Raw genomic sequence first — 21,954 nt, forward strand, 5'->3', positions numbered from 1 at the left:
AGACATGCCATGTCGATTTTGACCCAAGGCACGCAGATCTTTGCGCTGGTGCCAACTGTTGCTGACCCATCTGATCTCGAAGTAATCGAGATCCAGTGCGTGACAGCGTTCAATCCGGGCGGAAACCCCGCTGACCAAATTGAAGATACCTGTCTCAGCGACAAGGTTCGGAAGTATCTGCGTGGTTTGCGAACTCCCGGCCAGGCAACGATGACGCTGAACGCAGACCCTCGCAATGCCTCTCACGTCCGGCTGCATCAGCTTTCGGAAGACGACGACATTGGCAATGTCAGTTGGGTAGTGGGATGGGCTGATGGCACCGCACCACCGACGCTCAACGTAGCTGGTGATGATTTCCAATTGCCTACCACGCGCACCTGGTTTTTGTTCGACGGCTATGTAAGCGACTTCCCGTTCGACTTCGCGGCAAACACGGTGGTGGTTACGTCAGCAACCATTCAGCGTTCGGGCGGTTCCGCCTGGATCCGCAAAACCACAACACCGTAAGGATCAATCATGCAGCTGAGTATCAAATCTCTGATGGAACAAGGCTCGTTCACGGGCCGCCCCGTCATGAAGGAAATCACCTGGAAGCAGGGTGATACCGAGCATACGGCCACCGTGTATGTCCGGCCGCTGGGCTATCAATCTGCCGTAAGCGATCTGATGTCGGGCGTGGGCAAACAGGATGGTGTGGCCGGCCGCATCGCTGTGAGCATCTGTGACGAGGCAGGCAATCCGGTCTTCACCGTTGGCGACATCACCGGCGAAGCTGACCCAGAGCGCGGCGCGTTGGATGGCAACCTGTCCATGGCCCTGCTCACTGTGATCGGTCAGGTGAACCAGCTGGGAAAGACGATGAGCTCTCCGACACCGACGAGCTCTGGCACGAAATCGCGATCTCGATCGGCGCCACGATCGCGGAAGCCAAAGAGCGCGTGAGTCTTTCCGAGTTCCGTAGTTGGGTGAGATACCGCGATAAGCGCGGCTCACTCAATTGGGGAATGCGCATCGAGCGAGGGGTGGCCACTCTGGCTGTCCTGTATGCAAATGTGCACAGCAAGAATGGCGGCTACACCCTCTACGACTTTATGCCGCACGACTCAGAGCCGGAAATCTCGCTCGAGCAAGCGATGGAAAGCTGGGCATAAACATAGGTCATGTCGCCATTCCGAAAGGTCGGTGTCGCTTGGAGTTATAGATGGCTAATTCACTTGGCACGCTGACGCTCGATCTGATCGCGCGCATTGGCGGTTTTACTGGGCCTCTTGATAAAGCCGAGGTGGCGGCTCGAAAGTCAGGCAAAGGAATTGCCGACTCGGCGAACATGGCCTCGCTCGCCTGGACCGCTCTGGGCGAAGTCGTTGCAGGTGCTGTTGCCGGCTTTTCGGTGGGCGCGGTTCTGACCAGCTTCATCACCGAGACTCGGGATGCTGAAAAAGAACAGGCGCAACTTGCCGCCGTGCTGAAGTCCACCGGGGAATCGGCGGGCTTCAGTCGCGATCAGCTCAACGAAATGGCTGATGCCATGGAGAAAGCCACCACCTTTTCAGGTGGCGATATCAACCAGGCACAGACAGCGCTACTTGCCTTCACTGGCGTTGTGGGCACTCAGTTCACGCGAGCGCTACAGGCTGCTTCGGATATGGCTGCCCGCACAGGTACCACCGTGCAGCAGGCTGCCGAAACTATTGGTCGCGCACTGGACGTTCCAACAGACGGCCTCAGTTCGCTGAGTAAGCAAGGTTTCAGATTTACCGAAGATCAGAAGAAACTTGCGGAATCACTTGAGTCCGTGGGTGATGTGGCAGGTGCTCAGGGCATTATCCTGAAAGCGCTCGAGGAATCGTATGGCGGTGCCGCTGCGGCTGCCCGGGATACCTTCGGCGGTTCACTGGACGCATTGCGTAACACTGTTGCCGGCCTCCTGACCGGGGAGGGCGGTCTTGGCAGTGCTCGCACTGTGATCGAGGAAGTGAATAGTGCCCTCGGGTCTCCGGCTGCGCGCACGGCTTTGGGATTGACTGCTCAGGCCGCGACCGCCTTGGCCGTTGTTCTGACCACCCGCCTTGCAGCAAGCGCCGCCGGCACCGCGATAGCTTTCGCCGCAGCTCAAGTCGAAGCTGTTCGCTACCAACTGGCGCTGGCCCGTATGGCCGGTGTGGCTCCGGCTACTGCGGCCGGGCTTGTAGGAATAGGCGTAGCAGCTCGTGGCGCCTCGGCAGCTATGGCACTGCTTGGCGGTCCAGTAGGAGTGGTCCTGCTCGCAGCCAGTGCGCTGGCCTACTTCGCGATGAGCGGCGATGACGCGGACGAGTCGGCCACATCACTGACCAACAAGATCGACTTCCTGAACAAGTCGTTCGATGGATTCACCAAGAATCAAGCCGCAGCCGCTCTGCAAGACATCAATCAGGATTTGATGGATGCGCAGTTACGCGCCATCGACGCAGAGAGCGCGGTTTCGCAGTATCAGCGATTGCTGCGTGATCATCCGAATGACGCCCGTCAGCGTGAGTGGAACGAATCGCTGATCACCGCTCAGGGCGAACTGGATACAGCGCGCCAAAAGGTTGAGGCCTTCGGCGCGCAGATCAATGTGCTGAACGGAATCCTTGCCGCTCCTGTGGTGGTTGAGCAGTCGAAGGCATTCAAGGACCTGGCCAAGACACTCGACGAGCAAATACTGCTCTCGGGCAAAAAGACGAACGCCGATAAGCTTGCGGCCCGCATAGGGGCGGGTCTTGTCACCGGCCTGAAAGAGGGCGAGGGCGAGTTGCTGGTAGCCAAGGCGAAAACCTTGGACGCAAGCGAGGCGGCTATTGAAGCAGAGAAGAAAAGCGCAGCGGCTTCGAAGCAGGCCGCTACAGCCGCAGCCACCGCCGCGACAGCACTGACCAAGCGAGGTGAGGATGCTGTCACTGACTACCAGCGCCAGATCGCGCTGATCAATACTTCTGTAGATGCACAGAAGAAAGCCACGGAAGCGGACAAGCTCAGGTTTGAATTGGCTTCCGGCAAGTTGGTTGGCATCAATGCAACTCAGCAGAAGCGCTTGGAGGGCCTGGCTGCGGAACTGGATGTACTCCAAAAGCTCAAGGTTGCCAATGAGGAGTCGGCCAAGTCAGCGGCTTTTGCAGCAAATCTTCGCGCGGAAAACGATACCGTTCGTACCGGTTTCGATATGGATCTTGCTGGCGCCGCCATGGGGGAACAAACCCGGGATCGGATGAGACAGGATCTGGCGCTTCAGCAAGATTACAACCGGCAGGTGGCCGATCTTCAGAAGCAACTGAACGCCGGCGATATCACCCAAAGCTTGTATGACACCGAAACCGAAATGCTCCGGGAAGCTCTGGCCGAGCGGGTGCTCCTGCAAGAGGACTACTACAACAGAGTGGATAGTCTTCAGAACGACGGGGTGACTGGGTTCATCAGCGGCATGGCCACTCAAGCCGAAGCCAGCATGGACCTTTACGGCACCATGCAGAGCGTGGGGGCAGAGACTTTTCACAATCTTACCGATGCCATTACGGAATGGGCTGAAACCGGCAAGCTTGACGCCCAAGGGTTGGCGGCCAGCTTTATCCAGTCTGTCGGCCATGCCCTGCTTTCATACGCAGCCGCGCAAGTGGCGATGGCAGGCCTCAGCGCATTCAGCGCCATGATCGGCATCCCATTCGTTGGACCCGTTGTAGCACCCGGTGCGGCCATCGCAGCGACTGCTGCTGCGGGAGTGATGATGACAGCCGTGGGTTCTGCTCTGGATGGTCAGGCGCACGACGGTATCGATTACGTGCCGGCGGATGGAACCTGGAATCTCAAGAAAGGTGAGCGGGTCACCACGTCTCAGACCAGTGCAAAGCTGGACCGTACGCTCGAGAGGGTGAGTCAGGGGAGCAACAACAATGGCCCGTCAGCGGCCCCGGTCATCAACCTAATCGAGGACGCCAGTCGCGCGGGCCAGGTCAATCGTCGCCAACTCGGCGAACAGGATGTGATCGACATCTGCGTTGCCAACATTCGCGGCGAGAAAGAGCTGCACCAGGTAAACCAAGAGAAGTACGGTTTGCAGTCACAAGGTGCCTAATTCGTTAACAGAGGGTCTCTTGCTAGGGGCCGCGTGGAGCTCCAATGAGCAACCCTATCAACATCGCCTACGCCTCAGTCGGCAACGACCTGTTCGTCGATACGATCGAGGCGACCTGTTCCGCGTGGGCGACACCGATCCTCATCTGCTCTGGCTATGACGACCGCGTCTGCGTAACAGAGGACGGGCGTACGCTCGTCTTTTTGGCGATGGCGGTGGAAGAGGCCCTGCCCGTGCGAGATAACAGCGGGTACCAGAACCTGAACATTGCCCTGGACAACACCGACGGCAAGGTTCAGGCGGCCATCGAACTGGCGCGTGCAGCATCGGCGCGCATCGTCCTGACGAAGCGTCGATACCTCGAAAGCAATCTGACCTACCCGGCAGAGCGCTATCGGCTATCGGTGCTTAATCGGCAGTACGCCAACGACGTGGCCACGCTGACCTGCGGCCTGTTCGACCTGCTGGGAACGGCTCACCCACGCAACAAGCTGACTGCCGCCGTCGCGCCTGGGCTGATCTTCATATGAAAGGCATTGCGGATTACCTGTCGGCACCTTACCGGGACGGCGCGCGCGGGCCGCTGGCTTTCGACTGCTATGGCCTGGTCAACGCCGTGCGGCACGAAGTGTTCGGCCTGCCGCTGATGCCATCACTGGGCGGTGTCGGGCGGTCCAAGTTGCGCGAGAACACCAAGGCCTACCGAGAGATCAGCGCCGGCCTGGAAGAGTGTCCTCCAGAGCCTGGCGCCATTGCCTCGGCGCTGATTGGAGAGTTCCTGGATCACGTCGGCGTGGTCGTGTACCTGGACGGCCAGCTGAAGGTGCTCGACACCAATCCGGGAGGCCCCCGCATTCGCACCGTGCGCGACTTCGAGTCGCGTTATCAACGAGTGGTGTATTACCGATGATCGAATTCTTCCCCAACAAAATGGCCGACTCGCAGCCGCTGGCCACGTTCACGACTGACCGGCGCATGACCCTGGAAGAGTGGCTGCTTGAACAAACCCCGCTGTATAAGCGCGGCAATGCCCAGCCGGTCAGTATCGCTATCAACGGCGAAATGATCGAGGCGCGTCTTTGGCACAAGGTCAAGTTCAGGCCGGCCGATCATGTGCAGGTCTGGAACGAGCCGAAAGGTTCTGACCCGTTCACTATCACAGCCCTACTGATTGTTGGTGCATTTGCCGCGACCAAGCTGCTCATGCCAAAGATGCCAGGGATGCCGTCCAATTCAGGCGTTGCCCAGGGCAGCCCGCTCGATGAGGCCAGCGCCAAGGGCAACAAAGTCAAGCTGGGCGAACTGATCCGCAACATCGCCGGGCATCAGAAGGTGTACCCGTCGTACCTGGCCGAGCCGCGCACCTGGTTTGCCGCACCGCGCGAAAAGTGGGTGGAGATGCTGCTGTACGTCTCCGAAGGCGCAGTGGACATGCCCATCAACAAGCTCAAGGTGGGCGAAACCCCGCTGATTTCCCTTGGCACCGACGCTCAAGTGTCGATCTACGCGCCCGGCGCGGACGTGTCCGCCGATACCGCCTCGTGGTTGTGGTTCAACGCCAAAGAGGTGGGCGCCAGTTCCAGTGGTACGTCAGGGCTGGAGTTGACCGTATCGACCAACATCACCCCGTCAGCCGCGGCCTCGGCCTATCAGTTCAACGGAGATACGATTGCAATTCCGGCCGGCGCGGGCAGCTTCCCGGCAGACTGGGAGACAGGCCTGGTTATCCGTGCGCTCGCCCCGTACACGTACACCGTGGTCGACGGCGGGCCGGGTCGCGACATCGTACAAGGCCCACTGGAAATGCTCGCCCCGGTGCCCGGCATGCTCATCGAGGTGGCTGGCGCCAACGCGGGCAACTACGTCGTCAACAGCTTCACACCGTATGCGCCAGCCGTTCCCCCGACAGCGGGTACCGCTTCGACGATTCTCGGCTCGAGCATTCCGGCGCGCTATGACTTCGACGTGACGCCGCTGTCGGTCACCGTGACGCTGGGAGGCGCGCCGTATGCGGTCAACCTGACAACGGCAACGACCAACCTTGCTGGCCTGGTATCGGCCTTCAATACGGCCAAGGGTTCGGCGCCATTCATTGCCAGCGCTTCATCTGGTCGGCTACTGATCACTCAGTTCGGCACCTTTGGCGGCGAGAGCATGGTTGCCACCGGCGGTGTCGATATCCTCGGCAGCAGCCCGACCAATACCACCGGCACGCCAGCCAGTGCCGGCACGCCCGAAGTACCGGCGCAAATGACTTTGGACTACGACGGCGGCGCACCGGTTAATGGTCTGGCGCTGGGCTCCGGCTTGGCCACCATCGGGCCACGCGGCCTGCGCTACCGGATCACGGCGTTCGGCGCCTCGATCATGACGGTTGACCGGCTCACCGCGTCGGGATCGGTTGATGCCGGCTGGATCGGATTCAATGCGATGGAAACCGTAAACGGCGTGGTCAGCCTCGATCCATCCAGCCTAGAGGGCGGATATCGTGGTCCGTACTCGTGTTCGCCAGAGGCGGAAAAGGTGATACGCATCGAGTGGACCGTGACTTACAACAATGGACTGATCGGTCTAGGCCGAAAAGGTGATGAATACACGATCTACTCGCAGCATCAGTTCGAGTATCGCGACATGGATGTTGCCGGCGCGTGGACCGTTATCACGAAATCGGTCACAGGGCATTCGCGGGATGCGCAAGGCTTCACTTTTTGGGTCGATCTTCCGTACCCGATGCGACCGGAATGCCGAATCAAGCGCCTGCCAAAAGGTGGCGGCGCCAACAGCGGCGAGTGGATCGATAGCCCGGCCTGGGAAAGCCTACGCGGCCTGCGTCAGACGCGACCGACCAGCTACCCGGGCATGACCGTTATGTCGGTGAAAATTCGCGGCGGTGATCGGCTGTCTGCGCAAGCGGAAAGTCAGGTCAACGGGGAGGCAACCCGCGTGCTACCGGTTCGCTCTGGCGGGGTTTGGCAGGCGCCGGTAGCAACTCGCGGCATCGTGCCCTGGTGCCTCAATGTGCTGAAGTCGCTGGGCTATGAAGACGGCGACATCGACCTGGCCGAGTGGGATCGGCTGGACCCGGTGTTCAACGCCGCCGGCCAGTATTACGACGAGACCATCGACGACAGCAGTACTGCCAAGGATCGGATCAACGATGCGCTGGCGTGCGGCTTTGCCGAGCTGACCATCAAGAACGGACTGGTCAGCCTGGTGCGTGACGAGCCGCGGGCGATATTTGATATCACCTACGGCCCGAAGACGCAGACCTACTCCCCGCAGAACATGACCAAGAAGCTCAGCATCGCCGGGCCGCTGACCTCGCTCAACGACTTCGACGGCGTGGATGTCGAGTATTACTCGAACATCACCTGGGCCTGGGAGACGGTGCCATGCCGCTGGCCAGGCGATGCCGGCAACAAGGTCGAGAAGGTCAAGCTGCCGGGCGTGGGCGACAAGAACCGCGCCTATCAGTTCGGCATGCGCCGTCGCGGTCACCAGAAGTTCCGCCAAGACACCTACACCTGGGAAACCGAACTGGCCGGCATGAACTCTGGTTACCTGAGCTTCTGCGCGGTGGCCAGCGATACCCCCGGGCAATGTCAGAGCGCCGAGCTTGTCAGCGTTACGGCGATTACCGGCGGATTCCTGCTGGAGTCGTCAGAGCCGATCGACTGGTCAGTACCTGAGACCTACAAAGTCGGCATCAGTCGTACTGATGGCTCTCTCTCGGGCCCCTACCAAGGCACTGCAATCGACGATTACAACGTCCAGGTCGCCGATATCGACTTTGTGCCAGACACCAGCATGAGCGGAAACATGTCGCTTCCTCAGCTGCTGATCGGGCCGGCGTCGAAGTGGGCCTACCCGGTGCTCGTCACGCGCTCCGACCCATCCAACGGCAACGTCGCACTCAAGGGCATGCCCTATGACGCCCGCGTTTACACCTACGACAGCGCTCCGGCGCCATAAGGACGGCAAATGATCCAGTACCCGGAAGGTCTTCCGCTTCCGTTGAGGGAAGGGTACGGCTTTAACCCCGTCAGCCCGATGAAATCAACACCACTGGTGACAGGTAAGAAAATCCGGCGTCGCGCCTTTAAGAGCGTTCCGACAAGAACCTCAGTCACCTGGTTGCTCAGTTCTTCCGAGGCTCAATTGTTTGAAGGCTGGTTCGAGCACGTTCTAATTTCTGGTTCACTGGCATTTGACTGTCCATTCAAAACGCCGCTCGGGCTCGAGAACCATCAGGCGAATTTTGACGACATATACACCGGTCCAGAATTGGTCGGCGTGGATCACTGGCGGTTTACCGCAGAACTGTGGCTGCACAAGCGCCCCCTCATTGATGCCGAGTGGGTGCTGATCGCACCAGAATACGTCCTCTATTCCAGCATCTTCGACCGAGCAATGACTCAAAGGTGGCCACGCCACACCGGCTGATCAAGCCAAACGATCACCGCGCGTCACGAAATTTCACCGGCAGCTCGCCGGAAACTTAAATCCCAACGCTCACGACTCCGCGAACGCGCGGCGGTGTGCGCGTGCCTGCGAGAAAATGCCCATGGCTTACAACACCGGCAATGCACCCGGCTCGACATCCCCGAAGGACTTGATCGATAACGCTGAGGATTTCGACCTTCTGCTGACTGGTGTCGGGGCGCCCGTACCAAACCGCCTTGGCGTACCACTCAAGTCGTGGAAGGGGATGGAGGGTGAGCACAACGCTGACCAAATTCGACGCGAGGCTGAGTTTGATGCTGATCAGACTCGGCGGGAATCCGAACATGATGCGGATCAAGCTCGACGAGAGTCGGAGTTCGATGCCTCACAGGCCCAGCGCGAAGATGTGTTCGGCCAATTCCTTGAGGGGGCTGGCTGGACATCCTTGGGCGGTTACGCGTCCGGGATTCCGATTGTTTCGCATAGTCAGACGGTTGAGTACGGGGGGCAGCCTTACGCGCTCAAACCATCTGTGCCTGCGTCAATTTCGGTGCCGTACATAACGGCCGGCGATTGGACTACCGAAAGCGTCAATTTCAAGCTGGTTGGGGATAACTCCCTACGGCAGGAGATAGCCGCCCCTGATAACGACCTGACTGGGTGGGAGCGTAGGCCGATAACTGCCGACTTCTATCTAAATCGGAAAGCGTCGCAGCAACTCTCCCTGACCGGCGTAAGTCCGTGGGAATTCAGAAATCTAGTTACCGACAAGCCAACCCCGACGGACCCTGGTACTTGGGATTGGTCGCCAGCCGTTAATCACTCGATGTCCGAATACGGTGAGTCCGAGCTTTCAAATGGGGTGTTCGGTGTTGCGCAGCAAATCATCGTCCCGCCTGGTGCAGTCATCACCGGCAAAGGCCCTGGGTACGCTGGCGGAACCGCGTACTCCAGCATCCGCAGCAGTACCATCAGGCCGTGGGCCGGTTTCGTTGGCACTTCCGTAATTTCTGGCAAGGCCGTAACCCCTGACAACGTGCTGACCGCCGTTCAGTTTGCTCAGTTCAAGCTGGACTTGTCCTTGTGTGACAATCACGGTCTGGTGCTTGAGGATACTTACGATGGCGCAATAATCAGTAACGTCCACATTGTTGGTACAAGCAAAACGAAACGGGGCCTATGGTTCAAGAAGGGAGCCTACGGACTTGGGCAAACAGTTCTTATGGAGAACTCCCAGGTTCTGGCGAGAACCAACTCGGACGGGGTTGTCGCTCCGTTTTTCGCCGAAGCGCTAAATGAATCAAACATCATCGGGTGCAAATTCTTCGGCTCTGTAGGTGGGGCCACGGCTAGCCTTGGCGCGGCGGCAGAGTTCGCCGGCTGCTCGGGCATGAACCTCTACGGTTCCAGCGTGGCGTTTGCCGATGTTGGTGTGTTGATCAGTGATGACCCTGTCCGAAAGACCATCGGCTTCTTGCAAGACGGCTGCACCTACGAAGCCCTGCGAACCACGGCAGTGAAGGCCCGCCCCGGAGCTTCCAGGAGAGCGTCTCAGCTGCGCGTTATCGCCCCGCGATACTACGACTCGGTGTTCACGTTCACAAATGCCGTTGATGTCGACAACACGGATGGCGGTTATTTCGACTGTGATTTTAAGTCGGGGATATTTGGTGCCGGCTCCACCCAAGCGACGATCGACACCCAGCGCCAACAGAATATTACCGACAGCGGCACCTTTAACTGGATCAGAAGCCGACCTAACGCGATCGAGCAATATTCTGCGACGAATAAAAGGGCACGGTTTCTGGCTGGGCTTACTGCGGATGCTTCAATACTGGCGACTGGCGGGATTGGTCAAAATATCCGTACCTTTACGGCTAGCCCTGGTACGGTTTTAGCGACGGATCGGATACTTATTGTCAATCGCACTGCGACAGGAAACTACACGTTGTCAGCAGCTAACTCTTTTGGAACCGGAAAAGCTCAGTTACTGACGGTTAGAAACATCGGCTCTGCCTCGGCAAACTTTAGCCCAGCTGGCGCGGACACTTTAAACGGCACAGGCATGGCTTTTACCGTTCTCCCTGGAACGGTCGCAAGCTTCAGCAGTGACGGCGCTGGTGGCTGGTTCGCCCAGTAATTGATATAGTAAGGGAGACTGGCTATATGAAGCTTAATTAAAATTCAAAGGCCCTTGGTTGGGCCTTTTTTATTTGCTTTTGGTTATGGTTATAGGCCCAAAATATATTATAACTTTTTCGCTGGATGAGTCTCCTTCTGTCCAGTTGGGTTTATATAGTCCAAATTTCATGTATGCGTCATTGTCTCCTTTGTAAGTGTTCGATTTTCCAGTGGCCGTAAATATCTCAGTTCCGTCCTTCCAGAGCTTTGTAAGCGAGCCAGCACCGCTATCTAAAGGGATGTAATCCATCTTCCAGTTTACCCACTTTCCCCTATCGTCAGAGACGCAGCAAAACTTCTTCCCTGCTGAGATCTGTTGCGGGTAGTCACCACCACGCTGTGAGATTGCGTAGTTTTCACCAAGAATAGTTATTGCCAGAGTTGGTGGGCCAGATCTGTCGCCTTGGTGTACTTGGGTAAAGATGATGAATTTTTTTTCGTCTATCTCAAATTCCTGTGGGATGTATGTGCTCCAACGAACCGTATAGCTAGATCCTTGTTTAAATCTGAACTGATTTGCAAATTGAATTTCGGCTCGTGGCGAGCCATTTGCAACTCCTGAGTAGTTAGCCCCCCTAAGGATGCTAGCCTTAATTGCGCTCTTGCCATCACTTCCCTTTAATGTTTCTAGTCCGTCCCCGCGAGATTCGACTGCGACCTCATTCGGAATTCCCTCTTTCCAGTCCATGTGAACCAAGACCTTTTCTTGTTCAGGGGATTCCGCTGATCTTGCTTGCTGGTTTACGGCGAGAGAGAAAACGGCGGCAAAAACCGACGCTAATGATTTTAGGTGTCGCACTGGATACTCATTTCCTATGCCTTTGGATAGGCGAGCAGTATATCCAAAGGCGAGTTATAAGGTCCTTTTAGCAATTTAATTTATTTGCCCGCCGCTTGTGCGGGATTTTTTTTGCCTGGAGAAAAGTGATGACCGTATCCGAAAAAGACCGCGACATCCTCGCCCGCACGTTGTGGGGGGAAGCCCGCGGCGAAAGCTTGGCCGGACAGATCGCCGTGGCTTGGACCATCCGCAACCGTGTGTTCGACGGAAAGGCCAAGTCGTGGTGGGGCGAGGGCTATACCGGCGTGTGCCAGAAACCGTACCAGTTCAGCTGCTGGAACAGGAACGATCCGAACTTTGCCTACCTGAGTGGCGCGAAGCAGATTCCATCCCGTGAATTCGCTCAAGCGCAGATTGCTGCTGACCAGGTCATGGCGGGCACGGTGGCCGATCCCACCGGTGGCGCGTCGCATTACTACGCGACGACCATGCCAAAGCCCCCGGCTTGGGCGAAGGCCGCCAAGCAGACACTGAAGCTTGGCCAGCACATATTTTTCAAAGATGTACCTTAAAGCCGAAAACACACTTTAGTGCCGGAAGGGCCGCCTGGCTTCAGTTTTCTATTTTATAACTCTTAAGTATGGTGGAAGTCGAATGCTGCCTATTTTTTGAACAGGCCTGTCAAGAAAATTTGATCTGCAAGAGTCAATAATCTCAGCTAGCGATTTTAAATAATCCTCAGCGAGCTTTTCGACTGAAGTTTCACCTATAGCGGATTTAAATTTCTCTGGAATATTTGAGAAAACAAGTTTAAAGTCCCCGATGGTTTTTGGCAGATCGACGTAATAGGTTATTTCGCTACCATCCGGGAGCTCTACGATCCATCCACTACCGCCATACATATCACCTATAATGAAGCCTTTAGCGCCAAATGGTCTCTTCCCCTGCTTCATCAGTTCGTCGCCTGAGAATGACGCGCTGCCGCTAATTCCGGTCTCCAAGCGACCCTGCTTTAAAACCTCATTTCGTAGTTCTTTAAAATAATTCATCACAGGGCTGCTAGCCAATTCTTTCTGTATTGGCGCGTACCAACCATTGAAATCATCAACTACACTGCTGAGATTCTGAATTACAAACGTTACCGATCTCCCAAAAACTACCAGATTACGAAGTCCGGCCAATCGACGCTGGCCGTTAGAGGACTTAAGATCGTCCAAACCGTACTGAGCGGTTTGTAGAATCTCTTCGGCCCGGTTTATTATTTTTAAGGTTTTATCAATTTGTTCCGGCGTCAAGTTGTGTTCTCCAGGCTTATGAAATATCTCTTAGCTAAATCAGTTTAATCATTTGAGCCCGCCAAATGCTGAGGAAGGGGTGATGCTTCGCCTAGCCGACTCGCGGTACACGTCATATTTATCACAAGCAGTAGCGCAAGACAGCCTTAAAGAGATGTGCCGTGACGACCCTATTTCGCTATTCTGTTCCATAGTCTGAACAGGAGGCGGCATGGAAGGAATAGAACTGAGCCCTAAAATTGAGCGCGAAGCCGACAAGCTGCTCGCGCAGATCGCCAGGGCTGATTCGATGATTCTTGCGGCGAAGGCTGGCGCGCGGGCTGAGGGTTTTGTACTGGGCCTGGAAGCGGCCGACGCTCTGAATGATTCCTCCATCGATAAACTCTATGTGATCTTCGACGTTGCCACTGAAGAGCGGCTGAAGTCGCTTGCTCCATTTTAGAACAAGCCGTTTTCCTCGGTCGGCTTGATCAGGTCCGGTCCCTGATTGCGCACGTTGCCAATTGCGCGATCCACCTTGAACCACTCGAACGCCTCGGTGGGCTCGCCCTGGTTCATCACCATCTGTTCGGCCCGCTCCTTTGGCGTGGCCGGATTCAGCCATTCGCGAGCCAGTTCAGGCGACAAGGTCACCGGGCGCCGATCGTGGATATCTACCATGCCGCCGGCGCTATCGGCGGTGATGATCACAAAACCATCGTGCTCGCTGGGCTCATGCTCGGCATTCGGATATTGGCCGATGGCCGCGCACAGGATCGGCGCCCGGTCCCGCCGGCGGATCAGTTAAGGCTGCTTTTTCGTGCCGCCTTCATCCACCCATTCAAACCAGTTGTTGATGGCAATGATTGCTCGATGCGGCCAGATCGCGCGGAAGAATGGACCATGGGCAACTTTCTCAACCCTGGCATTGATCGGCGCGGCGCGGTCCTTGGCCCAGTGCGGACGCCATCCCCAGCGGACAATGTCGGCATGCAGGTACTCGCCTTCCTGGTGGAAGATTGCGAGCTGCGTCGTGGGCGCGGCGTTGTACCGTTCGAACCGGTGGTCACCGGCGTTGTTGATCAGCGGGTTGGCCATGCTCAGTGCCGCGACGAAGTCATGGATGCCGTCGTATTGGGAAAGTCGTCCGCACATGGTAAGAGCCTTCTATTGTGCAATCACCGTGGCGGCAGTTGGGTGAATGGATCGGCGCTGGTCAGAGAGTGGATCTTTGCGCAGAGCTCGCTGATCACCTTGTCTTTCGACATCAGCTCCCAGCTGCTTTTAGTCTGTAGATCCGTCGTTTGCCTATGAGCATCTGACGCATCTGTGCGGGCTCGGTTCAGCTCGGCTCGTAAATGGTCCCGCTCCCTGGATACATCAGCATGCATCTGCACTAGGCCAAAGATGTCCTCTCGGGCTTTACGTAATTGCAGAGTCAGTTCCTGCACTTCGTTTTCGAGCATTCGCAAGTAATGGCGACAGGTTTCAAGCTCCGTCGGGCAGCCAAGCCAGTCGGAGGTGTCTTCGATTTCGAGCGGGTCCACGGTCACGCCTTTTCTCTACTGGTTGAATATACAGTAATCGAGGCAAGGCAGTTGGGCGAGGGCGGGGCGACGAGCTGCTATGTCACTCTGGCGTCATCAGAACCGCGAGCGTCATCTTGATGAACTCCTCATTTTTGTCGATTGCTTCCAGGGCGCCGCGCACGTTGTCGGCGACGTCGGCCGATCCGCTCTGCTCTACCCAGTTCGAAAGCTCCATGATGGCGGCTTCCAGGGCGAGTTGGTTTTCGTTGATTTTGAAAAGCAGGGAAGGGAGTAGATCAGAATTTGGCATCGCGAAACCTCCATGGAAGTTTCAGCATAGCAGTAATGCAAGAAAGTGACGAACGGTAGGCAGGACGCCGGAAGTGAGCTTTGCAGCGGAAGATTTCCTACCCAAACCGCCCGAGACTTTGCCGCTTTGGGCACTCAGGGTAGGCTATGCGCTTCAATTGGAGGGCTGCAATGTCAAAGTTTGGTTTTGGGGTGGCTGGGGCTGTGGTTGTGATTGTGGTCGGTCTCGCGGCATGGAAATTTTGGCTGGCTAACGACGCCAGGGTGCAAAATAACAATACCGTCGACACATTCTCCACATGCGCTCAGTACAGTGGAGAAAAGCTTGAAACCTGTAAGGAAGAAGAAAAAGACAAGGTCAAGACTCCTGAGACGGTGACCAAGGCAATCAACGACGCAGTCGGTGATCAAAACTGATCAACTACTGTAGGAATATACAACGCTAAGTTATTGATTCTTATAGGGGGAGTAGTCGGATTTGTGCCACCGGTGAAACACCATTTTATCTTTATAGATCAATAACTTGCGTTTGTTTCGGGGTCACCTTGACATGGTGGGGGTCGTTGGTTCGAGTCCAATCGCGCCTACCAAACAAAATCCGCTCTGCTGGGCGGTCTGGAAGGGCTCACCGAAAGGTGGGCCCTTTTTTGTTGCCTGGTGTTTGGGCAAACTTTGGGAATATTTTGGGCAAACGACCACCGCGCTACACCTTCAGGTCGGCTTTCACCTTCATGTAAACCACCGCGTCATCGCTGTGCCCTGCCTGGTAGTGCTCGGTCATCTTCACGTCCGCGTGACCGCCTTCCTCAATCCATTTTTTCAATTGTTGCAGACTCGGCTTGCCGCTGGCGTAACGCAGCTTCCTGTATTCGGCTGTGGACATACGACGGCACTGTTTTTGCCGCACCAGACCCGTATCAGACACCGCCCGAGGAAATCGCCGCACTCAATGAAGCGCAGCGGCGGGCCTTTTTGGTCGCGGCCTCCCAAGCCATAGCGACCATTCTTGTCTCGCTGCAATTGGGCGACGCCACGGATGACGAAACTCTCAATGCAAAGGCTTGGCAGGCGTATTACCGCGAGCTGAAGTTGGTTGATGTCACCGTTGCCAAACCTGAATGGCCAGTCGCACCGGAATCGTTCATCAGCCTTTAAAGAACCCCCGACATCGATCGGGTATTTTTTGCCTGGAGAAAAGCTTGCCCATCACCGCGCAGCAGTTGCTGCAGATTCTCCCGAACGCCGGTAAACAAACCGGCGTTTTTGCATCTGCGCTAAACCTGACGATGGATCGCTATCAGATAAATACCCGTTTTCGCATGGCAGCGTTCATTGCCCAGGTGGGCCATGAGTCCGGCCAGTTCCGGTATGTGAAGGAGCTCGGCGGCGACCAGTACCTGAACAAGTACGACACCGGGTCGCTGGCCAAACGCCTGGGCAACACGCCGGAGGCTGACGGTGCCGGCCAGAAGTACCGTGGGCGCGGCCTGATCCAAATCACCGGGCACGACAATTACTTAGCCTGCAGCAGGGCGCTGTTTGGTGATGACCGGCTGTTGCGCACTCCTGAATTGTTGGAACTGGCCGAGTGGGCGGCCAAGTCGGCGGCGTGGTTCTGGAATTCTCGAAATCTGAACGCTTCGGCCGACGCCAAAGACTTCAACGGGATCACCCGGCGTATCAACGGCGGCCAACGGGTACGCCGAGCGGCTGGCCTTCTACAACATTGCGCTGAAGGTGCTGACATGAACTCCATTCTGCTACGAATCCTTCCTTATATAGCTGCACTGGCTCTGGTCGCCGGAGCGTTGTTCGGCGGATACCACCATGGCGTGATGGTCACGGATGAAAAGTGGCAGTCGGCATGGAATGCCCGTGACACTCGGGACGCCGAGGCGAGGGTGCTCAATGAGGCCGCCGAGCGCGCCCAAGAGCAAGCCTGCCAACAGTCAATCAACAAGGCGGTTCAAGATGGGCAACGTATCATCGATCAAGCAACGGCTGATGCTGCTGCCGCTCGTGCTTCTGCTGGCGGCGTGCAGTTCGCCGCCGACAACCTTGCCGACGTGTTCAAACGCGCTGACCAACGAGTGGGTGATCTGGCTGCGATTGCTGACCAAGCAAGAGCCCGGTGACTGACCTGTCAGCAGGCATGCATTTCACTCGGCGAACATCAAAATACCACTGGCGAATACGGATTGATCGCCTTGGCAGCCTGCCAGGCTTGCGTGCGTGAAGTGACGCAGAGGCCGACTCAATAGCCGGCTTCTGCGAGCCCATCCTGTATGTGTAGCCTTGATTTATTGTTCTAAAATCCCCGGTACGTTTTTTTCTGCCCACTTCACAAACAATTTTGCTAGCTCTGTACTCGCGTACTCGGAGTAATGACTATATTCATCTCTAAATAGAGGCATCCCATTTCTTGTAAAAGAGCAGCCAAGAAAGTTGCAAAATAATTCATTCTGATCAAAAAACAGTACGGCTGGGTGTTTGCTTGAAACTTTGTCGACTAATAGTTTGAAGTCGTTGAATGCTGTTTCTCTTGCATGTGGACTAACGTCGCAAGAGGATGGTCCACTTTTAAGTGGACGAGAAAAGCAGCCTTTTAGGTCATGATTTGCTTTAATGTGAGGAACAAAAACTATGACTTTAATTCCGTTGCCTTCAAGATAGCTTATCCGTTCTTCAGTTGTTGCAATTGCATTGTCGTCTGGCTTTGGGTCGAGGCCATCTAGAATTGCATATTTTATTGTTTTGTCTTTTTCAATGATGCTGTTGATCAGAAGTTTTTGATGGTAAGGACGATAACCAGAGCACGGATCCATCGTCGTTGCTGTATTTTCATCAGAAGGGTTGCCCATGTTCGGTGGGCAGGTACCAATAGAGAGAATGGTTTGATTTTTTATTTTGTTTTCCGTCGCAAGCCCAGGATACAAATGGTTTGCGTAGCTGTTGCCTAATAAAAGCAGGGTTGGTTTTTCATCTCTATTTGTAATGCAAAACCACCAGCCATACGACTCTGCTTCTTTAAACTGGTATCGATTTATACATATGTCGTTTTTGGTGAATTTCCATATCGGCCCTACAAATTGGCTATTGAACTCTTCCGCGCCTTTGACTGCCTCGCGTTCAGGCAGTCCACCAAGATTGAAAGTTGCAAAACCCACACCTCCGATGCTCGCCATCAGGATAACAAGAATAGGTGTTTTGAATTTACTTTGGTTATTTCGTAAAGGGCGCTCAAGAAAGCGATATGTCAGCCAAGCTAAAATGATAGCGGTGAACACGGCCGCAATTCTGATTTCTCGGGATGGTACATCGCTCTGAATGATGCGGGCGAATGCCAAAAGAGGCCAGTGCCACAGGTATAGCGGGAAGCTGATCAGGCCAACCCACACCATCAGTTTGTTGGAAAGTATCGAGCGATTGAGCCATGATCGCGAGCCGGCGGCGATAATCAACGCCGTACCGACCGTTGGGAAAATTGCGCGCCACCCGGGAAATTGGTCGTCCTTGGTGATGGTTGCCAGGCCGTAGGCAATGAGACCCAGCCCGATAAAGGACAGGACGTTTCTGATTGTCTGGCCGCTCTCTACCGGAACCGGCTTGTGAATGATCGCGGCTAAAAATTGGTCAACTGCCTTAAAGGCTTTATCAAATGCAGAGATTTTATAGAGCGACAGGTAGGCCAGCACGGAGCCGATCAACAGCTCCCAGCAACGGGTCTGAGGCATATAGAAGGTGAACGAAGGGTTTTCCCTGATGTGCTCCATGTTCAGGGCGAACGACGCGCCGAGCAACAACACCGCGACGGTCAGCAGGTTGAACTGTTTTTTCCAGGCGGCCCACATGATCACCGGCCAGAAGATGTAGTACTGCTCTTCAATGCCCAATGACCATAGATGCAGGAACGGCTTTATCTCGGCCGACGTGTCGAAGTACCCGCTTTCGTTCCACAGAACCAGGTTGGATATAAAGGCAGAGCCGCCAGCAATGTGTTTGCCGAGCTGCTGGAACTCATCGGGGAACAGTGTCAGCCAACCGAACGCGTAGCTGGCGATCATCACCGTCAGCAGGGCGGGAAAGATTCGATTGACGCGTCGGGTATAGAAGTCGGGGATGCTGAACGTTCCGCGTGCCAGGCCTTCAAGCAGAATCGTCGTGATCAGGTATCCGGAAATAACAAAGAAGATATCTACGCCGATAAACCCGCCAGTCACCCAGGCAGGGAACGCATGAAGCCCGACCACGGAAAGGACGGCGATTGCGCGCAAACCATCGATATCCGGCCGGTATTTAGTACTGTGATTATTTTTGGTCAATAGCGAACTGGCCGGTTCGGCGAGAGACGTCATTGTTGGTCGTGCTCCATATTTATTATCTCGCCGGTTGCTGGCGTGCGCGTATCCTACGCGACAAGCGCTCGGACCCGAGCAGCGGCGGTCGGCCTGCGACCAAACCCACCGCAAGGAACTGAGCGACATTCAAACCGCTCGCGCGATCGCCTTGTCACTGCTGATCTGCGGCTGTCAGTCCTCCTTGGCGAAGGTTTAGTTGGTGGCAGTGAAATGCCAGGCGGTACCGAAACCGGCGGCGTGGTTCATGGTGCCGTACGAGCCCAACTTGACCCAGCGCATGCTCAACGAATAATCGCCATCACCTACACCGGCGACTGATTGCGTTGCAGGCGTGCCAGGCCTACGTCAAAGCGCTCTCGCCTACACATTTCGAATGAGTTCGCCGAGATTACCGGGCGGGAATGGAAATCAGCTGTTGATTGGCTGGTGAATCTCTTTAGCCGATGTCTGTGCTGCTGCGGACTCGTTAGCCAAAAACTGAGTTGAGTCGGTATTGCCGAGCTGTACTTTCTTATGACGAACTCGCTCCTTTGCGCGGAGTGTTGAAAGCACAGGGAAGAAAAGTATCAGGCTGACCGGCCAAGCCAATATCGCGCTAATGATGAGCAGGCTATGAGTGAACCTGTCACCGTAATTGAGGGCAAAAAAATCCAGTACACGATCCAGAACCGGATTGTTCTGGATTGGATCAGCGCTATCGTTGATCCAGTTCCGACGAATTTGAAGAAGCTGGCAACAAACGCCGACGAACAAAGCGGCTAGCCAAGCCGCGCTCAAAACGCAGCTGATGATTGCGATGCTACGCATGACTTCCATCTCAGTAATTCCCGATCGGTGGTTGATACGGTAATTCAGCGCAATTTTTTGTGACAGCTGCGGAAATTTAGCAGGCTTTTCCGAACTCGTCGCACAGGAAGTTAAAAAATTTTTATTCTGTTGACGATCACTCCGGAGCCATCATCACCGCAAGCGGGATCTTGATGAATTCCTCATTGCGATCGATTGCGACCAGGGCGCCGCGGACATTGTCGGCGACATCGGCTGCTCCGCGCTGCTCGACCCGGTTCGAAAGCTCAAGGATGGCGGCTTCGAGGGTGAGCCGGTTTTCGTTGATCTTGAACAGCAGGGAAGGGAGTAGGTCTCGCGAATCCTCCGTGGAGTTTTCAGCGTAGCAGGGGCGAGCTGTGGGCTTGGAGCGTAGGTCGGCAGAACGCCGCAGAAGGGTGGTACCACTGTAGGAATATACAACGCTAAGTTATTGATTCTTATAGGGCGATGTGGCGGTTTTGAGAGTGTTGAAAAAAGCTTGTGTTCTCTTATGGATCAAAGCGTTATGACTGTTTAACGGTCACCTCGACAAGAACGCTACAGATTTGCAAGCACAGGCCGGGAAGGAAAAGCGTCAACGCCTGGTGCAGTTGCTGTATTCGCAGAGCCAGCAATACCGGCAACCGGCGCCGCAATCCTATGTAATGTCCAGGCAAACAAATAACACTTCGATGGTCTACGACCAGGCAGTGAGCACTAACTGCTATCAAGGAATAATAGAAGTTCCTTGGTTGGGATCAACCGGACCTTTTGCATGTGGATTAATTTCAGTTGGTTGAGTTGATTCGCAACCAGTCATATTTACCTAAAGTCAGGTTAACTCCGAGACAAAGTGTTTTCTGCAAAGTTCCCTTCAGCGGGATGAACTATGTCCAACCTGGCGGAATATCAAGCCAGTTGCGGTACGGCTGCAGTGCAGGACGACTGGACTACCATCAGGCTTCTTGTCGCTCTTGTGGCTGACGGGTATAGCGATTGATTCAGCTGGCATCACTGACGAAGCAGTTTATAGAAACTCTTGATTTTCTTTCTCGTCTTTAACGTTTTTCAGGCGCCAAAGATTTGAACTTCTGGAGTTGATCGAAAAGCGATTGGCTTTAGCGCGATTTATTCATACGCGTCATTACAATCTCAGCCATAAGTAAGAAAACGTCCAACTAGAACAAGCGGCGAGGAGTACTGCAACCTGACAATAGCCAAAATACTGACAACAAAAAACAGTCACATTCTCCCAATTAAGTCGGTGATATATCATGATCAAGATCATGGCCTACTTTTTAATTGGAGCTGTAACTGCAGGATGCAACGGCATCGTAAAACCCGACTTTTCGGGTCCTGCCAATGATTCATACTTTTTAGTCCATTCGGGGTTTCCCGCACCGTATCTATACATGGCCTCGGCCGTGCAATGGAACGATGACTATGCGGTAACCACCCGCCACACTCCGTTCATCCCCAACGTGAAGTACAGCTGCAGCACAGGCTGTGATCTCGTCTTCATCCTGCACAAGGCCAACGGCCGCTACCCATCATGGCGCGCAGCGCATGTTGGCGAGAGCATAACTGCCGTTGGGGCGAGTCCTTACCTCATGACCACTACCGGGAAAGGCAAGGTGTATCCAACGCCTTTCATCAATACCGATGAACACAGCGGTGATCTCTATGCCATCCATGATGCCCCGCTGATCAAGGGCATGTCGGGTGGTCCGGTCCTCACCAGCGACGGCTGTATTGTCGGCATCAATATCGGTTTCTACTCAACCACTCTGAACGATGTGAGCAATCACTCCGGCGTAAAGGGGGCTGAGAGGATCAGCATCTTTATTCCTTACTCGATCATTCAGCGCGAGTGGGGGATATTGCAGGCAAAACTTGATGATCCACACGGCGCGAGGTATGTCGCGAAGTAGCTTTTAGCTATCAGCCAATTGGCCATCGTGTCCAGGCAAACAAAATCCGCTCTGCCGGGCGGTCTGGAAGGGTTCACCGAAAGGTGAGCCCATTTTGTTGTCCTGGATTTCTTGCAGTGCGTTCATGACATCGTAAATGGATCTTTACCACCTTCGGCAGGTCAGTCGGGTTGAAGATTTGGGTGCGAAAGAGCGCGAAGGGGAATTGCGTGCCGGAACGAAACACCTTCTTGATGCCCGGCGGGGGGGGG

The 21,954-nt window shown here is 55.3% G+C and carries 23 protein-coding genes and 3 pseudogenes; 17 read left to right on the forward strand and 9 right to left on the reverse strand.

Annotated elements, in window-relative coordinates:
• Positions 1 to 9: 9 nt before the first annotated feature.
• From PMI29_RS22170 to PMI29_RS22130, 9 genes are all read left to right on the forward strand, one after another.
• Positions 10 to 507, forward strand: a complete 498-nt coding sequence (locus PMI29_RS22170; RefSeq protein ID WP_007995586.1) for a phage tail tube protein — start codon at positions 10 to 12, stop codon at positions 505 to 507.
• Positions 508 to 516: 9 nt separating this feature from the next.
• Entirely contained in the window at positions 517 to 942 is a 426-nt protein-coding gene (locus tag PMI29_RS22165; RefSeq protein WP_007995588.1) for a phage tail assembly chaperone family protein, TAC, read from the forward strand.
• Complete coding sequence (locus PMI29_RS33010; RefSeq protein ID WP_007995590.1) at positions 939 to 1,151, forward strand: phage tail assembly protein T; 213 nt, start codon at positions 939 to 941, stop codon at positions 1,149 to 1,151. The genes PMI29_RS22165 and PMI29_RS33010 overlap by 4 nt, the downstream gene beginning before the upstream one ends.
• 50 nt (positions 1,152 to 1,201) lie before the next feature.
• On the forward strand, positions 1,202 to 4,090 hold the full coding sequence (locus tag PMI29_RS22155; protein WP_007995592.1) for a phage tail tape measure protein: 2,889 nt from the start codon (positions 1,202 to 1,204) through the stop codon (positions 4,088 to 4,090).
• A 44-nt stretch (positions 4,091 to 4,134) separates the two neighbouring features.
• Positions 4,135 to 4,620 carry a DUF1833 family protein gene (locus PMI29_RS22150; protein ID WP_007995595.1) on the forward strand — a complete coding sequence of 162 codons (486 nt, stop codon included), beginning with the start codon at positions 4,135 to 4,137 and terminating at the stop codon, positions 4,618 to 4,620.
• Positions 4,617 to 5,000 carry a hypothetical protein gene (locus tag PMI29_RS22145; RefSeq protein WP_007995596.1) on the forward strand — a complete coding sequence of 128 codons (384 nt, stop codon included), beginning with the start codon at positions 4,617 to 4,619 and terminating at the stop codon, positions 4,998 to 5,000. The genes PMI29_RS22150 and PMI29_RS22145 overlap by 4 nt, the downstream gene beginning before the upstream one ends.
• A complete protein-coding gene (locus PMI29_RS22140; protein ID WP_007995598.1) occupies positions 4,997 to 8,062 on the forward strand; it encodes a host specificity factor TipJ family phage tail protein in 3,066 nt (1,021 codons plus the stop codon). The genes PMI29_RS22145 and PMI29_RS22140 overlap by 4 nt, the downstream gene beginning before the upstream one ends.
• Positions 8,063 to 8,071: 9 nt before the next feature.
• A complete protein-coding gene (locus tag PMI29_RS22135) occupies positions 8,072 to 8,533 on the forward strand; it encodes a hypothetical protein (RefSeq protein ID WP_007995599.1) in 462 nt (153 codons plus the stop codon).
• A gap of 121 nt (positions 8,534 to 8,654) precedes the next feature.
• The gene (locus PMI29_RS22130; RefSeq protein ID WP_007995601.1) at positions 8,655 to 10,673 is read left to right on the forward strand and encodes a hypothetical protein; all 2,019 of its coding nucleotides are present in this window, start codon (positions 8,655 to 8,657) and stop codon (positions 10,671 to 10,673) included.
• A gap of 69 nt (positions 10,674 to 10,742) precedes the next feature.
• Here PMI29_RS22130 and PMI29_RS22125 read toward each other — a convergent pair whose 3' ends face one another.
• Positions 10,743 to 11,402 (reverse strand): heparin lyase I family protein, encoded by a 660-nt coding sequence (locus tag PMI29_RS22125; RefSeq protein WP_007995602.1) that lies wholly within the window; start codon positions 11,400 to 11,402, stop codon positions 10,743 to 10,745.
• 239 nt (positions 11,403 to 11,641) lie between these two features.
• Between PMI29_RS22125 and PMI29_RS22120 the strand changes: the two genes are divergently transcribed.
• The gene (locus tag PMI29_RS22120; protein WP_007995604.1) at positions 11,642 to 12,067 is read left to right on the forward strand and encodes a cell wall hydrolase; all 426 of its coding nucleotides are present in this window, start codon (positions 11,642 to 11,644) and stop codon (positions 12,065 to 12,067) included.
• 48 nt (positions 12,068 to 12,115) lie between these two features.
• Here PMI29_RS22120 and PMI29_RS22115 read toward each other — a convergent pair whose 3' ends face one another.
• Positions 12,116 to 12,790 carry a hypothetical protein gene (locus PMI29_RS22115; protein WP_007995606.1) on the reverse strand — a complete coding sequence of 225 codons (675 nt, stop codon included), beginning with the start codon at positions 12,788 to 12,790 and terminating at the stop codon, positions 12,116 to 12,118.
• A 211-nt stretch (positions 12,791 to 13,001) separates the two neighbouring features.
• On the opposite strand from PMI29_RS22115, the gene PMI29_RS22110 reads away from it, so the two are divergent.
• Positions 13,002 to 13,232, forward strand: a complete 231-nt coding sequence (locus tag PMI29_RS22110) for a hypothetical protein (RefSeq protein WP_007995607.1) — start codon at positions 13,002 to 13,004, stop codon at positions 13,230 to 13,232.
• On the opposite strand, the pseudogene PMI29_RS0129905 reads toward PMI29_RS22110, so the two are convergent.
• The 3 genes and pseudogenes from PMI29_RS0129905 to PMI29_RS22100 all read right to left on the reverse strand — a co-directional run bounded on the left by PMI29_RS0129905 (position 13,229) and on the right by PMI29_RS22100 (position 14,608).
• Positions 13,229 to 13,924, reverse strand: a pseudogene (locus PMI29_RS0129905) (SOS response-associated peptidase family protein). The gene PMI29_RS22110 and the pseudogene PMI29_RS0129905 overlap by 4 nt on opposite strands.
• A 23-nt stretch (positions 13,925 to 13,947) precedes the next feature.
• Positions 13,948 to 14,316 carry a hypothetical protein gene (locus PMI29_RS22105; protein ID WP_157221351.1) on the reverse strand — a complete coding sequence of 123 codons (369 nt, stop codon included), beginning with the start codon at positions 14,314 to 14,316 and terminating at the stop codon, positions 13,948 to 13,950.
• Between the two features lie 82 nt (positions 14,317 to 14,398).
• Complete coding sequence (locus PMI29_RS22100) at positions 14,399 to 14,608, reverse strand: hypothetical protein (protein WP_007995612.1); 210 nt, start codon at positions 14,606 to 14,608, stop codon at positions 14,399 to 14,401.
• Between the two features lie 170 nt (positions 14,609 to 14,778).
• Between PMI29_RS22100 and PMI29_RS22095 the strand changes: the two genes are divergently transcribed.
• Positions 14,779 to 15,024 (forward strand): hypothetical protein, encoded by a 246-nt coding sequence (locus PMI29_RS22095; RefSeq protein ID WP_007995614.1) that lies wholly within the window; start codon positions 14,779 to 14,781, stop codon positions 15,022 to 15,024.
• A 286-nt stretch (positions 15,025 to 15,310) separates the two neighbouring features.
• Here PMI29_RS22095 and PMI29_RS32245 read toward each other — a convergent pair whose 3' ends face one another.
• Positions 15,311 to 15,490, reverse strand: a complete 180-nt coding sequence (locus tag PMI29_RS32245) for a hypothetical protein (protein WP_007995615.1) — start codon at positions 15,488 to 15,490, stop codon at positions 15,311 to 15,313.
• Positions 15,491 to 15,543: 53 nt separating this feature from the next.
• On the opposite strand from PMI29_RS32245, the gene PMI29_RS32810 reads away from it, so the two are divergent.
• The 3 genes and pseudogenes from PMI29_RS32810 (at position 15,544) to PMI29_RS0129920 (ending at position 16,742) form a co-directional block, all read left to right on the forward strand.
• Positions 15,544 to 15,762 carry a tail fiber assembly protein gene (locus PMI29_RS32810; RefSeq protein WP_338010184.1) on the forward strand — a complete coding sequence of 73 codons (219 nt, stop codon included), beginning with the start codon at positions 15,544 to 15,546 and terminating at the stop codon, positions 15,760 to 15,762.
• A gap of 44 nt (positions 15,763 to 15,806) precedes the next feature.
• Positions 15,807 to 16,356, forward strand: a pseudogene (locus PMI29_RS0129915) (glycoside hydrolase family 19 protein).
• A gap of 86 nt (positions 16,357 to 16,442) precedes the next feature.
• Entirely contained in the window at positions 16,443 to 16,742 is a 300-nt protein-coding gene (locus PMI29_RS0129920) for a DUF2514 domain-containing protein (RefSeq protein ID WP_238541638.1), read from the forward strand.
• Between the two features lie 165 nt (positions 16,743 to 16,907).
• Here the strand turns inward: PMI29_RS0129920 and PMI29_RS22085 are convergent, their stop codons facing one another.
• A complete protein-coding gene (locus PMI29_RS22085; RefSeq protein WP_007995617.1) occupies positions 16,908 to 18,962 on the reverse strand; it encodes an acyltransferase family protein in 2,055 nt (684 codons plus the stop codon).
• A gap of 58 nt (positions 18,963 to 19,020) precedes the next feature.
• Between PMI29_RS22085 and PMI29_RS32505 the strand changes: the two are divergent.
• Positions 19,021 to 19,342 (forward strand): annotated as a pseudogene (locus tag PMI29_RS32505) (lysis protein); the annotation flags it as partial.
• 31 nt (positions 19,343 to 19,373) lie between these two features.
• Here PMI29_RS32505 and PMI29_RS0129930 read toward each other — a convergent pair.
• Complete coding sequence (locus PMI29_RS0129930; RefSeq protein ID WP_033052137.1) at positions 19,374 to 19,781, reverse strand: hypothetical protein; 408 nt, start codon at positions 19,779 to 19,781, stop codon at positions 19,374 to 19,376.
• Positions 19,782 to 19,908: 127 nt separating this feature from the next.
• The gene (locus PMI29_RS32510) at positions 19,909 to 20,091 is read right to left on the reverse strand and encodes a hypothetical protein (protein ID WP_081501640.1); all 183 of its coding nucleotides are present in this window, start codon (positions 20,089 to 20,091) and stop codon (positions 19,909 to 19,911) included.
• A 955-nt stretch (positions 20,092 to 21,046) separates the two neighbouring features.
• On the opposite strand from PMI29_RS32510, the gene PMI29_RS22080 reads away from it, so the two are divergent.
• Positions 21,047 to 21,703, forward strand: a complete 657-nt coding sequence (locus PMI29_RS22080) for a serine protease (protein WP_007995619.1) — start codon at positions 21,047 to 21,049, stop codon at positions 21,701 to 21,703.
• Positions 21,704 to 21,954 lie beyond the last annotated feature (251 nt).

Source organism: Pseudomonas sp. GM49 (assembly GCF_000282355.1).
Taxonomy (GTDB): Bacteria; Pseudomonadota; Gammaproteobacteria; order Pseudomonadales; family Pseudomonadaceae; genus Aquipseudomonas.

What these genes read in the sequence shown, in the direction of transcription:
- PMI29_RS22170 (WP_007995586.1), top strand. Translation starts at nt 10, where the DNA reads ATGTCGATTTTGACCCAAGGCACGCAGATCTTTGCGCTGGTGCCAACT.
- PMI29_RS22165 (WP_007995588.1), top strand. Translation starts at nt 517, where the DNA reads ATGCAGCTGAGTATCAAATCTCTGATGGAACAAGGCTCGTTCACGGGC.
- PMI29_RS22155 (WP_007995592.1), top strand. Translation starts at nt 1,202, where the DNA reads ATGGCTAATTCACTTGGCACGCTGACGCTCGATCTGATCGCGCGCATT.
- PMI29_RS22150 (WP_007995595.1), top strand. Translation starts at nt 4,135, where the DNA reads ATGAGCAACCCTATCAACATCGCCTACGCCTCAGTCGGCAACGACCTG.
- PMI29_RS22145 (WP_007995596.1), top strand. Translation starts at nt 4,617, where the DNA reads ATGAAAGGCATTGCGGATTACCTGTCGGCACCTTACCGGGACGGCGCG.
- PMI29_RS22140 (WP_007995598.1), top strand. Translation starts at nt 4,997, where the DNA reads ATGATCGAATTCTTCCCCAACAAAATGGCCGACTCGCAGCCGCTGGCC.
- PMI29_RS22135 (WP_007995599.1), top strand. Translation starts at nt 8,072, where the DNA reads ATGATCCAGTACCCGGAAGGTCTTCCGCTTCCGTTGAGGGAAGGGTAC.
- PMI29_RS22130 (WP_007995601.1), top strand. Translation starts at nt 8,655, where the DNA reads ATGGCTTACAACACCGGCAATGCACCCGGCTCGACATCCCCGAAGGAC.
- PMI29_RS22125 (WP_007995602.1), bottom strand. Translation starts at nt 11,402, where the DNA reads ATGGACTGGAAAGAGGGAATTCCGAATGAGGTCGCAGTCGAATCTCGC.
- PMI29_RS22120 (WP_007995604.1), top strand. Translation starts at nt 11,642, where the DNA reads ATGACCGTATCCGAAAAAGACCGCGACATCCTCGCCCGCACGTTGTGG.
- PMI29_RS22110 (WP_007995607.1), top strand. Translation starts at nt 13,002, where the DNA reads ATGGAAGGAATAGAACTGAGCCCTAAAATTGAGCGCGAAGCCGACAAG.
- PMI29_RS22100 (WP_007995612.1), bottom strand. Translation starts at nt 14,608, where the DNA reads ATGCCAAATTCTGATCTACTCCCTTCCCTGCTTTTCAAAATCAACGAA.
- PMI29_RS22095 (WP_007995614.1), top strand. Translation starts at nt 14,779, where the DNA reads ATGTCAAAGTTTGGTTTTGGGGTGGCTGGGGCTGTGGTTGTGATTGTG.
- PMI29_RS32245 (WP_007995615.1), bottom strand. Translation starts at nt 15,490, where the DNA reads ATGTCCACAGCCGAATACAGGAAGCTGCGTTACGCCAGCGGCAAGCCG.
- PMI29_RS0129920 (WP_238541638.1), top strand. Translation starts at nt 16,443, where the DNA reads ATGGTCACGGATGAAAAGTGGCAGTCGGCATGGAATGCCCGTGACACT.
- PMI29_RS22085 (WP_007995617.1), bottom strand. Translation starts at nt 18,962, where the DNA reads ATGACGTCTCTCGCCGAACCGGCCAGTTCGCTATTGACCAAAAATAAT.
- PMI29_RS0129930 (WP_033052137.1), bottom strand. Translation starts at nt 19,781, where the DNA reads ATGGAAGTCATGCGTAGCATCGCAATCATCAGCTGCGTTTTGAGCGCG.
- PMI29_RS22080 (WP_007995619.1), top strand. Translation starts at nt 21,047, where the DNA reads ATGATCAAGATCATGGCCTACTTTTTAATTGGAGCTGTAACTGCAGGA.